This window comes from Desulfobacterales bacterium (assembly GCA_030066985.1).
Lineage (GTDB): Bacteria > Desulfobacterota > Desulfobacteria > Desulfobacterales > JAHEIW01 > JAHEIW01.
Map to the genome: position 1 here is coordinate 1 of JASJAN010000023.1, position 12,403 is coordinate 12,403.

At 46.9% G+C, this 12,403-nt stretch carries 9 protein-coding genes; 4 read left to right on the forward strand and 5 right to left on the reverse strand.

All coding sequences use genetic code 11. The annotated features are described in order from the left end of the window. Positions 1 to 542: 542 nt before the first annotated feature. Positions 543 to 1,700: an MFS transporter gene (locus QNJ26_12820; protein ID MDJ0986417.1), complete on the reverse strand. Its 1,158-nt coding sequence runs from the start codon at positions 1,698 to 1,700 to the stop codon at positions 543 to 545. A gap of 79 nt (positions 1,701 to 1,779) precedes the next feature. Here QNJ26_12820 and QNJ26_12825 point away from each other — a divergent pair, with 79 nt between their 5' ends. From QNJ26_12825 to QNJ26_12840, 4 genes are all read left to right on the forward strand, one after another. Beyond that, positions 1,780 to 2,583: a helix-turn-helix transcriptional regulator gene (locus QNJ26_12825; GenBank protein MDJ0986418.1), complete on the forward strand. Its 804-nt coding sequence runs from the start codon at positions 1,780 to 1,782 to the stop codon at positions 2,581 to 2,583. A 771-nt stretch (positions 2,584 to 3,354) separates the two neighbouring features. Continuing rightward, positions 3,355 to 4,623, forward strand: coding sequence for a hypothetical protein (locus QNJ26_12830; protein ID MDJ0986419.1), 1,269 nt, complete (start codon positions 3,355 to 3,357; stop codon positions 4,621 to 4,623). A 645-nt stretch (positions 4,624 to 5,268) separates the two neighbouring features. Next, positions 5,269 to 5,862, forward strand: coding sequence for a DUF1295 domain-containing protein (locus QNJ26_12835; GenBank protein ID MDJ0986420.1), 594 nt, complete (start codon positions 5,269 to 5,271; stop codon positions 5,860 to 5,862). Between the two features lie 96 nt (positions 5,863 to 5,958). Then, positions 5,959 to 7,602, forward strand: coding sequence for a SpoIIE family protein phosphatase (locus QNJ26_12840; protein ID MDJ0986421.1), 1,644 nt, complete (start codon positions 5,959 to 5,961; stop codon positions 7,600 to 7,602). Positions 7,603 to 7,886: 284 nt separating this feature from the next. On the opposite strand, the gene QNJ26_12845 is transcribed toward QNJ26_12840, so the two are convergent. From QNJ26_12845 to QNJ26_12860, 4 genes are all read right to left on the reverse strand, one after another. Then, complete coding sequence (locus QNJ26_12845) at positions 7,887 to 8,951, reverse strand: aldo/keto reductase (GenBank protein ID MDJ0986422.1); 1,065 nt, start codon at positions 8,949 to 8,951, stop codon at positions 7,887 to 7,889. A gap of 317 nt (positions 8,952 to 9,268) precedes the next feature. Further along, positions 9,269 to 10,135, reverse strand: a complete 867-nt coding sequence (locus tag QNJ26_12850; GenBank protein MDJ0986423.1) for a DUF4437 domain-containing protein — start codon at positions 10,133 to 10,135, stop codon at positions 9,269 to 9,271. A 76-nt stretch (positions 10,136 to 10,211) separates the two neighbouring features. Next, positions 10,212 to 11,042 (reverse strand): SDR family NAD(P)-dependent oxidoreductase, encoded by an 831-nt coding sequence (locus tag QNJ26_12855; protein ID MDJ0986424.1) that lies wholly within the window; start codon positions 11,040 to 11,042, stop codon positions 10,212 to 10,214. A 99-nt stretch (positions 11,043 to 11,141) separates the two neighbouring features. Then, a complete protein-coding gene (locus tag QNJ26_12860; protein ID MDJ0986425.1) occupies positions 11,142 to 12,143 on the reverse strand; it encodes a zinc-binding alcohol dehydrogenase family protein in 1,002 nt (333 codons plus the stop codon). Between the last annotated feature and the right edge of the window lie 260 nt (positions 12,144 to 12,403).

Here is a 12,403-nt window from a genome sequence, read left to right on the forward strand (position 1 = left end):
CATAAATCCCCGTCAGAAACGCTACTGAGCCCAGGACCGGGCGTCTGCCCGAAAGCAATATAATAAGCGGCAAAATACTCAGTGGAATGATTGAAGTGCTGTCTACAAGGCTAATGGGTGTGAGGATCAGAAAAATTGTCTTCATATACTAAGTTTTAATTATAATGACGTGCCCAAATGAAAATATTAAATGCTATGGTGTTCTTTAAAAAAACCACCCTGTGTAATGCAACATATAAAAGCCTGACCCTGTGTGCAGGTCGGAGTTTATTAGGCAGCATGCCGCACCACCCCGGATGACAACCACAGCATCCCTTTAAATTAAATAAGCTGAAATCTTGCCAGAGTAGAACTTGGGATACAATCACAGAAAACCAAGATTGCTGGACTTGTGATGAGAATATCACGACATCACCCTTATTGCAGATATGCGAATTTGGCAATAAAAAATCCCGGTGTCGTGCCGGAGTCATTTATGTTTATGTTGAGGGGAATCATTCTAAGATTTGTTGATATAATGTTGATCAATCTGACAACTTTTTCTATTGCGCTCTTTGAGGATTAGGTAAACTCAATACGATTGCACAGAAAAGTATTGGCAAAAAAGCGATCGAAGTCAGTGAGAACCAAATTCCATAAAGATCGGCTATTTTTCCTATAATCGGTGCGGCTCCACCCCCAATAGCAACTGCAACCCCAAGGGTAATACCCGATGAAAGTCCAACACGATTCGGGAGATAATTTTGCCCTAAAATAATTGATGGGCTATAGGTCCCGTAGAGCATCAACCCTATCGGGATCAATAATAGCGTTGCCAACTGTACATTCTCCACGAAGATTAATATGGGTAGAAATATTGTTAGGCCCAAATAACCGAGCAGCATGACGTTTTTTTGCCCTAATCGGTCGGCCAAACTTCCTCCTAACAAATTACCAAGTATTCCCGAGCCTGCAAAAATCGACAGTGCCATGGCTCCAGCTGCTTTGGATTGATTCAATCCGTTAATCCAATAGATCGGAATAAAGGTATTTAATCCATAAAAAATTATCGAACGACCGATGATAGCAACGGTTAACCGTGAAAATGCACCCCAGTTATCTTTAAAATCATCTGCGTCCGGAGCACGCCGGTCCCGATTTCGATCTTCCTCCAGAGATTCAAACGTCGAATACTGACAGGTCATAATTAAAGCCATAATGGACACGGGCACGATAAGGACAAGCGTTCCTTTTAATCCCCATTGAATTAGAGCAGCCGTAATTAAAACAGGCCCGATGGCAAAACCGATTGTGCCGCCAACACCAAAAAAACTCATTGCGGTTCCCTTCTTGGATCCGGCTGCAAAATTGACCAGTCGTGCCGCCTCTGGGTGGTATGCTGCAATGCCTATCCCACTAACGATAGCTAAAAACATTATCCAATGATAACTTTTAAATATCCCTGATAGGGCAAGACCCATTCCGGCCGCCAATAGGCCTGCCGATAATAACCAAGGCTTCGAAAATCGATCCGCTGCGTGCCCAAACAGCGGCTGGACAATACTTGATGTCATGTTTGCGGCGAAAACGATCCCGGCTGCAGCTGCATAGGAAAGATCATAGGCGACAATAAAAAAAGGCAACAAGGCAGGTAGAGCTCCCTGATTTATATCGGTCACGAGATGTCCAGCGGATAATATCCCAATTTGTCGGTGTTTCATTTTCGAATCCTCATTTTTTATCATCCAAATTCTATTTATGATTGATCATAGCTTATAAGGATGTTATCTTTCTTGCGCTATGAAGACAAAATATGCCGCAAAAAGGACAAAATCCGCATCTCCAGACCCTGTAGAGGATATTGTCAGTGTTCCCCGGCCCATCGTTGCAATGGCCAAAGAGTTTCCACCTGGGTATTTGATCCCCTACCACCAGCATGCCCGAGCACAATTGTTGTACGCATCATCAGGGGTGATGACTGTGAAAACCGTCAGCGGCATTTGGGTTGTGCCACCTCTTCGCGCTGTGTGGATACCGGCGCACACTCATCATCAAATAAATGTATCAAATCAATTGTCCATGCGTACGCTATACATTGATCCGACCTTTTTTTCGGGTCCATCTGAAAAGTGCTGCGTTATCGCTGTAACTCCTTTGCTAAAAGAACTCATACTCCACGCTATATCCGTGCCGCGTCTTTATCCATTAAAGGGCCCTGAAGAAAGGTTGCTGACGGTGATTTTGGATCAAATCCGAAGTATGAGAATTGCCCCGTTGGAACTTCCAATCCCAGAAGATGTCAGGTTAAAGAAGATATACAAACGCCTTTCCAATAGCCCCGCGGACAATCGAAGGTTGGAAGATTGGGGAAAAATGGTCGGTGCAACCGGGCGGACATTAGCCCGACACTTTCGCTTAGAAACTGGGATGACTTTTGGTCAATGGCGGCAGCAGATTAGGATCCTGGAAGCGCTGAAACGTTTGGGCATGAAAGAATCGGTCACAACGGTAGCAATAGAACTTGGATATGATAGCCCGAGTGCTTTTATTTCTATGTTTAAGAAAGCGCTTGGCAAAACACCAGGACAGTATTTTGCTGAATGAATCAGTTGCTTAAATATACCAAACGACGACTATTACCGATAGTCCTCGCTTATTGAGGATTAAAACCCATACCAGAATGATTCATGTATCAATTAAATGGAAGACATCCCTCTGAAGGGAACGAGGATGACGCTCACCCCAAGCAAGGAGGCCCTGGGGGTTTCATAATGAAAAAGCGGAAGAAATTTAATCCTCCGCTTTGATGGCAGTGTGTTTTTTAGAGAGAATCAATGAGATCGAAGATTTCCACTACTTCTTTGTCATATCCTGACCACAACACTGAAGGGGCACTGTACAGGCATCCTCACCAGTTCCGCAACTACAGGTTTTTTCAACTTTTAATTCTAATCCACACAATTTGCAAAAATACACATCGCCTTCCTTCATTTCGTGACAAATCGGCATGACAAATCTCCTTTTTTAATTGTTTTATATACTTATGAAAAAATGACAAACCCAATTGTTCCCGTATATCTTAATGAATGGATTTATTCAATAAAAATCCAGGATTCTTGAAACTACTGATTGAGATAATCAAAGGTCCGACTAATGTTTTGCCCCACCATAAATGTCAACACCTTTGACGCCCAGGTTGTCGCACGCTTTGCCGATGAATCAATATACCGTATCAAAGCTATGAAAATCATAGTCTGCAAAAAGCATTGATTTGCAGTTGATATACAGGTTAAGTCTCTATTTCGATACGCATTCGTGTAATATCGCGGACAACCATTACAACAACCAAATCCACCCATCCAGACAGGAGGCAACATGTCGACTCAGGCCAACAAGATCCAGACGCACAGATTTAATTACGCCACTCCCGAGAATCCCGCAGATTTCAATCCTGCGGACTTTGTTGAGAAAGCAATTTCATGGGTGAAAAGCCTGGTGAAACCGGGTGAGAAGATCGCTCTCTCCGCGTCCGGGGGTGTCGACAGTACGATCGCCGCTTTTCTCCTCGACCGTATCGTCGGCAAAGACCTACATGCGTTCTTCATCGAAGACGGTTGCCGTCGCCTCATAAACGGCAAGCCCGAGGGGGAAGTCACGCGTGAGATCTTCAGCAAACTGAATTTCAAAGTTCTGGAAGTGAAGGACGAGATTCTCCCGCCATTGGTGGGGCTTTCCGACGGTGAGCAGAAACGCAAGACGTTTATCGGCAACTATAGGAAAGTATCAGACAGGCATATTGGCCAGGTGGGCGCCTCCTGGATCGCGGACGGCACGATCGCACCGGACATTATCGAAACCGAAGGTGGCTTCAAGAGCCAGCATAACGTCGGCTGGGATTACTCTGTCGGGAAGATCGAGCCGCTGGCGTCGCTCGCGAAGCCTCAGGTAAGGAAGGTCGGCGAGTACCTCGACCTCCCTCCGTCATTCACGCACCGGATCCCCTGTCCCGGTCCCGCGCAAATCGTCAGAACTGTCGGCGAATTCACTGAAGAGAAGCTCCGTACGAGCCAGCTCGCCTCCGACATCATCGAGCAGGAAACTGAGAAATACTACTCTGAGAAACACGGTAGGCCCTACCTTTACGACGAAACTACCGGCATCCGGACGCCCTTTCAGTACTTCGGAATGGCGCTCGACCCGAACATGGAACCCGACCCGGACCTGGCAGACCTGGCCCGCAGCACTCTCGGCACCAACGCGGAGTGCTTCAAAATGGATAGCCAGACGACGGTCGTCCCCGATGAGGGAACGCGCCCCGAGATTCCTATCTATAAACCTGTCTCGTGGATAAAGGTCGACGGCGATATCGACTATGACAAACTGAATGCGCTCTGTGTCGAGGCGTGGAGTAAGCTCGAGCTTCCGCGCATTCTTCTCGAACTTTGCGAGAACGATGCGCCGAAAATCAGGTATGTCGTCGGTATGCGGGCGGTCGAGAGCGCGGCCGCGAAGCTGGCGCATCCGGTCCGGATAGACGCGGCGGCGCTCCTTGAGATAGGCAAGAAAATTGCCGCGCACACCGGTGCGTCGAGGGTGGCGTACGATATCAGCATCAAGCCGCCTGCAACGATCGAATTCGAGTAGCTGTCATTCAGGGATGTGGCTGCCCTTCAGGCAGCGCAAGAGAAGTAACAAAAGGATTTGCCAACAGGCTAGATGGAGGTTATCCCAATTCCGCTACGCTCCATTGCGAAGCCACATCTGCACGTTATGCAGACTACATTCATTCTTTTTTGGGTGGTTCAATTCTTTCAAGTTTAACCGTATTTGATATCATATCCGGAGCCAAACCTTTGAGCATGACAATGTTCAAATATGTTTTTATATATGTTTTATATGTTTTGGCATATATAACCCGACTTGCAATTTTTTCACCATTATTAAAGAAAATAAATGGCTTAAAGTTATTGTATGACAAATCTATGGCTGGTAATACTACTTCTGTTACTTCTTAACGGAATATCTGTAAACTCGGTAAACCTTTGATACTCTCAATATTTCTGTATTTGGGAATTGAAGATTCATCAGCGAAGTCTTCAGTTTCGCATTATTTCTTCACACCACAGTATGTACTATGGCATGACTCTATAGAAAACTCATACATTCCGGCCTGAGTAATACCCTTAATGCAATAATATGATATTCCGAAACATACACGATAAATCTTACTTGCCAAAAATGTTTATTGCGGTAGCAATCCTCGGGTCCATATATATCTCTGGCTATCTGATGTTCACCAGTGTCGACAAAATGTTGCCTTTATTAAAGCCTTACAAAATAAACGGAGATCTTGTAAGGAACATCCTCATCCTATCTTGTATGAGCATCTATTTCCTACGCTTGTTATTCACCTTATTTGTCTTCTTTCAGCGCAAAATGTATTGGGGCGAGGCATTTGTCATTGCGAACATCATGCCATGGATATTTCCTTTTATTGCGTATGAAAGCGGAAATTATACTGGCTCAATAGGATGGATAGAAATGGTCGGCATTTTGCTGTTTTTTACAGGGTCATTTTTAAATACAGCTTCTGAATATTTTCGCTTTTCGTGGAAACAAAAGAAAGAAAACGCCGGCCATTTATACACGGGCGGGTTATTCAAATACGCTCGTCACATTAACTATTTCGGAGATATCGTACTTTTCGCTGGGCTAGCAACAGTCGCCCGTCAGATTCAACTTCTAATTGTACCCATTGCAATGGCATTATTCTTTATGGCTATTCTAATCCCCTTGAAGGAAAATTATCTCAAGGATAAATATGGTAATGAATACACATGCTATACCGCCAATACAAAAATGCTTATTCCTTTTATTTTTTAGTCGAATTTTTCTCGCTGTTATTCATACCTATTAAATTGTATAACAGTTCCTTCCCTCCTGCTGGTTTTAAATTCTCCGATTAGAGGAGATCGAATCATGAAAAAAGCAAAACTTTTCCAACTCAAAAACGAAATGCTCGTTGCTAACTGTATTGCCAACTTCATCGGTGTTTTTTTGGCAATCGCTTTGATACGTATAGCTGAGCCGTTTCCCAAAGAGTTATTTGACAATCCTATCATCTATTGGACTGATGCGCTTTTTGATCCATTTGTATTTACTTTCGTTATTGTGATGACATTGCTATATGAAAAACCTATCCGCCATTACCTAAATGCCCTGTCCAGGCGCACATCCATACCTCAAGATCTTAAATTAAAAGCTCGGCAGCGGTTGCTAAACGAGCCATTTGTTTTAATCGCACTGGATTTTGGTATCTGGGTCCTGTGGGCAATTGTTTGGTCTACGATTCATTGGGCTTATGATTCTGGAACACAGCTGGTTCAACGCAGCTTGTATAATGGTCTGGGTATTGGCTTGATCACTGTCACCGTCGCTTTTTTTCTGCTCGAGCACTTGTTGCAAAAGCGGCTGGCGCCGTATTTCTTTCCAGACGGCGGTCTTTCTGCCATTCCGAAAACGCTGCGAATTAGAATCCGAACCCGCCTGGTAGCCCTACTTTTTGCATGTAATCTGATTCCCCTGATCAGCATAATCTTGATTCTGAACAGATTCTTGGGAAGTCAACACGAACCTGCCCTCGCGCTAGCAAATTTACAACCGGCGATCAATATCAATGCATTGATTTTTATCGGGGTCGGCATTTGTTTGACTATCTTGGTAAGTCGCAACCTGAGCATCCCTTTCCGGGACATTATTCACACTCTTCGTAGGATAAAAAACGGTCGCTTTGACAAACGAGTTAAGGTTTTTTCCAATGATGAAATTGGGTATACAGGTGATGCAATCAATGAAATGACCAAAGGCCTCATTGAACGGGAAAGAATGCAGCAATCTCTTAATTTGGCCAGGGAAGTTCAACAGAATCTTCTTCCAAAAAGTAATCTGAAAGTTAATGGATTCGATATAGCAGGCAAAAGCGTCTACTGTGATGAAACCGGTGGTGATTATTATGATTTTATATCTATTGAGGATGCTGATAAGCAGAAAATTGGGGTGGCAATTGGCGATGTTTCGGGACATGGTATTCCCTCGGCTTTACTCATGGCCACTGTTCGTTCTTCTTTGCGGCAGCGGGCATCTTTACCGGGCAGCACTGCCAGGATCATTTCTGATGTGAACCGTCAACTGGTTAAAGATGTTGAAGATTCCGGACAATTTATGACAATGTTTTTTTTGGCTCTTGACACTGCATCAAGGCAACTCGAATGGGTACGAGCAGGACATGATCCCGGCTTTGTTTATGATCCTGGTTCAGATTCATTCAGTGAGCTTGGTGGATCGGGAATAGCACTTGGTGTGGATGCCGATTGGATCTATGAGGATTATAAAAAAACTGATTTTTCAAATGGTCAAATCATTTTTCTTAGTACAGACGGAATTTGGGAGGCACGAAACAAAAAGGGAGAAATGTTAGGTAAAGAGCCAATCCTAAATGCAATTCGACAAAACTCCTCTTCAGACGCAGGGCAAATTGTTGATGCAATTTTTGCCATCTTGTATAAATTTATAGGTGATGCGAAAATAGAAGATGATATAACATCGGTGGTCTTAAAAATATAAAATTGACCAAGCAAGTTACAAAAGCCGGATAAATTAATATGGAATAGTATTCAATAGCTGTAGATGTTAAATAAGGCTAAAAGCCCACAACAATGGTCAGGTCCAGCACACTTCAAGATATCGCCCTTGATGAATTGAAACTGCTATAACCTTTAGCTGTCCCCAAAAAGCCGCCATTTTTAAAAAATATTTAAAATCCCATTCCGCAAAAGCCTTCGCAAACAAAAGACTATAGTGATGAAATAGCCCCCCTTTCGATTACTTATCTTGGTTCGACAAGAATTCTAAATTAAGCTCTTATAGAACTCGAGATCCGGTCCGGCGATGGGGGCCACCGCGTCGATGCGCTTCTGGCGTTCGGCCTGGTTCCAGTTCCATGTTTTGCGCGCAAGGGCAGCATTTTGGGAAACCTGTTGGACGCTTTCCATACCACTGACAAGGGTGGTGACGGGAAGAGACCACACGAAGCCGAAGACATCCTCCACGGAAAGAATCGCCGGTATTATCGGCTTGACCGAGACATTCGTGCGACGCCAACCCTTGTTCCCACCGAAGAAACGACCGTCGGCCAGCGTTTTCATGGCCAGCACGCCAATGCCCGCCTTCACGCACTTGGGCACCACATGAGTGACGAAGCTCTCGTAGTGGGGGTCGGCGGGGTTAACCGGCATCTGCGAGGAGACCATCTTCACACCCCGTTTTTTAAGCTCCTCCAGCATCTTGAGGTGCGCTTTGTAGGACTCATGGCCGGTGAAGCCGATGTTCCTGACCTTGCCTTTTTTCCGGGCCTCAAGAAAGGCGTCGAGCACACCGTTTTGGACGCGCTCTGCCACATCCCTCGGGCTTCCAAGGGCATGCACCTGCCATAGGTCCACGTAGTCGGTCTTCATGCGGGATAGGGAATTGTCGAGGTCATTCAGGGCACTCTTCCTGTTTGTGGCCAAGGTTTTGGTCATGATGAAGGAAACGTCCCTGAATTTGGGAGTGAGGAATTTTCCATAGCGTTCCTCTGCTTTTCCACCGCTGTAGAAAGGGGCGTTGTCGAAGAAGCGCACCCCCTCTTCCAAGGCTTTTTCGATGATGGCTTGTGCGTCCTTTTCCGAGGCACTCCCCACATGAGCTCCGCCCACGCCCAGGTTGGTCACGACCGGACCGGAAGACCCCAGCTTGCGCAGGGGCAGGAGTTTGCCCAGCCGGTCAGAGGAGGCGGTGGCCGCCGCAATCGTTCCAGCGCTGTGGAAAATGCCGGGCACCATCAGCCCGGCGGTGCAGCCCGCCAGCATAGCCATGAACTCTCGGCGTTTGAGTCCCGTGTTCAGGTTGACGGTGTTTTCATTCTCATGTTTCATAATATCCTCCGTTACAGGACATAAGTTCTTTTACATACAGTACAAAGAGGACTCCTAAAGTTGATGCAATGTGTATTAGGGGGAATTTGTAGATCCGATAAAAAATGCTGAATAACACTGCCATAACTTTATAACTATATGAAAAATAGAGAAATGGAACCGCATAGGGTTTTTAATATCAAATGGATGTCAGCGACAGTTGTTGATTACATATTAATCAGTTAATAATCAACCATTTGATATTATATTGTTTTTAGACACCGGCCCAGAATTTTAAAGCATAATTCATTGTTTAAGATTTGACCCCGGCATCGCGGTTACATCTTGGGCTGGGCCGCAATGACGTTGAACTTGCCCTGCGTGCGTACATAAATGATGCTCTCCTCTCCCGCTTCTGATGAGACCTGATGCACCGCCTCGCCCTTCGAGCTGAAATAACTGCCCGGCTCCAGAGTCATGGCGTCGGTCTCGCCCGGCACCTGGACCTGCGGTCGACCCTGGATCACTACAGCACGGAAGCTTGAGCTGTGGCTGCGTATCTTCCCAGTAAATCCGGCCGGTAGCTTGACAAGGGTCCCGTTCAACTGACCGTCCTGCGGTTTGCCCCAAAGAAAGGCGACCTTTGGTCCTTTGGCAGAGGCTGGCGCTCCGGGCGGATCGACCCAAACGATGTTCGATGCGTCGACGTTGATTGGTCTTTCTCTACGATCAAATGCCTCCTTGGGCGGAAGGACGAGATACGGACCTTTATCAATCTCTATGTACGCCACATTGGTAGGACCCTTGGCAGCGGTAATGTGTACTTCCCCGGCCGGCTGCGTCCAAAAAGAACCAGTGGGCATCCACATCTTAGCGGCATTTGGATCATCGTTGTGAACGAGGCCGCTAATAACCACGCCGCGGTAGGTAATGTTGTGAATATGAGGTGGTGACGAGAAGCCGTCCGCAAACTGAACGAGAAAGCCTGTCGCCACAGGGAACTTGCGATCGGGATCGCCCCAAAGCGTACCGGCCTTCGGGCTCTTGTCACCGCGGAGGGGGTTTAGCGGGGTCCACTTGACATCGGACGTCAGGACAACCTCAAAAGTTGGCTTGGCTGCTGGTTTCGGAGCGGTGCTGTCGGATGCGGCCTGCATGCTGGTGAAGGCGGTTACGATGCTTGCAAATGCGATTGATAGAAACATTCTCATATTTCTTATTGTCCTCATTTATTGCTCATTCTAATCATTTGCGTGAGACAACGCAATCATTGTGCGCTGGTCATCCGATTCGGTTTCCATCCGCTTGTGTTATTTGGGCCAGAACCGCCTCGATACTACGAACAATTGCTTCACATTTTTGTGTGTTCAGTGCATCGGGATGGGGCGAGGCAAACTGACCGATGTCATTGTCAAAATACTGGCCGGAAGCCACTGCGAAATCATCTGACAGAGCCGCGCGGCAGAGAATATCCGCGCCGATGCGGAGATCGCCGCCGGCCACGCCATAAGCCTGTTTGACCATTTTGCTGCCAAGCATTGACCTGGGATTCACGGCAATGATCGCCGGGCCGTCATCCCCCAACGAAAGCGCCATGCTGCGTGACCACATGTTAAGTGCCAGTTTGCTTTGCGCATAAGCTGCACCGTCGGACAGCCTGCCCCGTCCGGCCAGCGCTTCCGGATCTACCGCAGACTGAGCCGCCGAGGAGACATTGATGACCCGTCCGGAAGCTCCAAGCAGTGGCAAAAGCCGTTGCGTCAACAAATAGGGTGCAATGGTATTGACCGCAAACCGCACATCAAGCCCGTCCTGCGTGACGAGCTCGGCTGAGCGATAGACACCGGCGTTGTTGATGAGCACGTCGAATTTGGCGTGCTTTTCAGTGACAGCCTTCGCAAAGGCCTCTACATCGGCCATCCGCGATAAATCAGACACGTAGCTTTCAACTCGTCCACCTTCCGGCAGCGCTGAGAGCGTTTTTTCCACTTCCTTCAGTTTTGCCGAGCTACGCCCGTGCAACAAAACGTTGTGGCCCAGCGAAATCAACATCATGGCGGTTTCCAACCCGATGCCGTCGGTCGAACCAGTAACAAGAATTGTTTTTTGCACGGTTTTGTCTCCCTCACTCTGTGCCTTCAGCTATTATGCTCTGCATTCTGTCCCGAAATCATCCACCCTTTGCCTAAAACCAGGGCTTCCTATGCATGACTATAGTACCAGAACCTGTTTGCCCATCATGGTTCCACTCTCCTGCTTTATGTGCATTGCCTGGATATTCTCAGGTGTCAAACCCGTGAAGGTTTTCTGGCGTGTTGTCACAAGGGTACCTTCATCCAACAACCCGGCTACAGTCGCAAGCAATTTCCCCTGCTCGGAGATATCATCCGTTTGGAACATTGATCGGGTGTACATAAATTCCCAGGAAATAGCGACGCTTTTGAATTTAAACACGGTGATGTCCACCGCATTGACCGGGTCATCGATAAGCACGATATGACCCTGAGGGCGGATGCATTCGGCCATCGCCTTCCAATGCCGTTCCATTTGCGTCGTACAAAAGATGGCGTCAACCGAATCGGTTCCGGTTGCCTTTAGCTCTTCATAGAGATTATTTCTGTGGTTCAGGATAATGTCAGCACCTAAATTTTTACACCAATCAATTGTTTCCGCCCTTGATGCGGTCGCAAACACTTTCAATCCAGCCCAGCGCGCTAACTGTATGGCTATGGAACCAACGCCTCCCGCACCACCGATTATCAGAATGCTTTTACCGGCGTTAGCCCCTGCTTGCGGGACAAAACCCAGGCGATCAAATAACCCTTCCCAGGCCGTTATCGACGTCAACGGCATTGCCGCTGTGTCTTCGGGTGAGAGTTTCTCAGGCGCCAGCGCGGCTATGCGCTGATCCACCAGATGGTATTCGCTATTGCACCCTGGTCGGGTAATATCGCCCGCATAAAAGACCTTATCTCCCGCTTTAAATCCGGTCACACCATCGCCGGTTTTTTCGACAATGCCAAAAACATCCCAGCCAAGCACGCCATCTTTTTCTGATCGTTGGCGAACTTTCGTATCGACTGGATTCATCCCGATGGCAATGACGCGAACCAGAAGATCCTGTGCCCCCGGCTCTGGTACTGGCTGCTCTTCCAATTTATAAGCACCGGCGTCTTGGGCGTCGCTGCCACTTTTTGCAACTATGGCTTTCATGTGTTTCTCCTTTGTATGTTTTTTGTTTAAACGTTAAACTGAGCGTTCAGGTTTGTTCTCTTACAACGTCAATGTCAGAGATAAACCATCCAGTAATAGCATGGAGGTCTCATTTGTTCAACGCTGTCAAAAACCACACCGTATCCGAATAGAGTCTATGGATTGTCTGCAGGTGCCGCCTCTATCTTGACACTGGAATCCCTATTTATTTATACTGCAATATTGCCGTGGTGGTTACCATGAGCTATACAAATTAAAAT

Bases quoted from the DNA above. Each gene is read 5' to 3' on its own strand.
- QNJ26_12820 (MDJ0986417.1), bottom strand. From the start codon at position 1,700: ATGAAACACCGACAAATTGGGATATTATCCGCTGGACATCTCGTGACC.
- QNJ26_12825 (MDJ0986418.1), top strand. From the start codon at position 1,780: ATGAAGACAAAATATGCCGCAAAAAGGACAAAATCCGCATCTCCAGAC.
- QNJ26_12830 (MDJ0986419.1), top strand. From the start codon at position 3,355: ATGTCGACTCAGGCCAACAAGATCCAGACGCACAGATTTAATTACGCC.
- QNJ26_12835 (MDJ0986420.1), top strand. From the start codon at position 5,269: ATGTTCACCAGTGTCGACAAAATGTTGCCTTTATTAAAGCCTTACAAA.
- QNJ26_12840 (MDJ0986421.1), top strand. From the start codon at position 5,959: ATGAAAAAAGCAAAACTTTTCCAACTCAAAAACGAAATGCTCGTTGCT.
- QNJ26_12845 (MDJ0986422.1), bottom strand. From the start codon at position 8,951: ATGAAACATGAGAATGAAAACACCGTCAACCTGAACACGGGACTCAAA.
- QNJ26_12850 (MDJ0986423.1), bottom strand. From the start codon at position 10,135: ATGTTTCTATCAATCGCATTTGCAAGCATCGTAACCGCCTTCACCAGC.
- QNJ26_12860 (MDJ0986425.1), bottom strand. From the start codon at position 12,143: ATGAAAGCCATAGTTGCAAAAAGTGGCAGCGACGCCCAAGACGCCGGT.